General features: G+C 70.1%; 1 protein-coding gene. It reads right to left on the bottom strand.

Translation table 11 applies throughout. The features are described 5' to 3' along the window. Positions 1-27 precede the first annotated feature (27 nt). A complete protein-coding gene (gene mraZ, locus MHY29_RS12235; RefSeq protein ID WP_224354665.1) occupies positions 28-459 on the bottom strand; it encodes a division/cell wall cluster transcriptional repressor MraZ in 432 nt (143 codons plus the stop codon). Positions 460-591: the final 132 nt, after the last annotated feature.

Raw genomic sequence — 591 nt, 5'->3', positions numbered from 1 at the left:
GGGTGGATGTCTCGGTGGGTGGGTGGATCAGAGGATGCCGCCGAGAACGTCCTCGTCCGTCTCGGAGAACGCCGCCTCCTGCTCGGCCAGGTATGCGGCCCAGGCCGCTGTGTCCCAGATCTCGGCACGGGTGCCCGCGCCGATCACCGTGACGTCCCGGTCCAGCCCCGCGTACTGCCGGAGCGGGGAGGGGACGGTGATGCGGCCCTGCTTGTCCGGGGTCTCGTCCGAGGCTCCGGAGAGGAAGACGCGGATGTAGTCCCGCGCCTGCCGGGAAGAGAGCGGGGCCGAACGCAGCTGCTCGTGCACACGCTCGAACTCGGCCGCGCTGAACACGTAGACGCACCGCTCCTGACCTCGGGTCAGGACCAGCCCGTCCGCCAACTCCTCGCGGAACTTGGCCGGCAGGATCAGACGCCACTTCTCGTCGAGCCGGGGGGTGTACGTGCCGAGGAACATCGGCACACCCCCTGACCCGTCGAGGGCCCCTCCCGACCAGAGGCGGGGCCGATCTCTCTTCTGCCCTCCACTTTACCCCACTTCCCTCCACCGACCACCGTTCGCCGCCCGATTCCCGCCCCCGCCCTGGTC

Source organism: Micrococcus sp. ACRRV, from assembly GCF_022346985.1.
Taxonomy (GTDB): Bacteria; Actinomycetota; Actinomycetes; order Actinomycetales; family Micrococcaceae; genus Micrococcus; species Micrococcus porci.
This window is presented reverse-complemented; position numbering and strand designations above follow the sequence as displayed.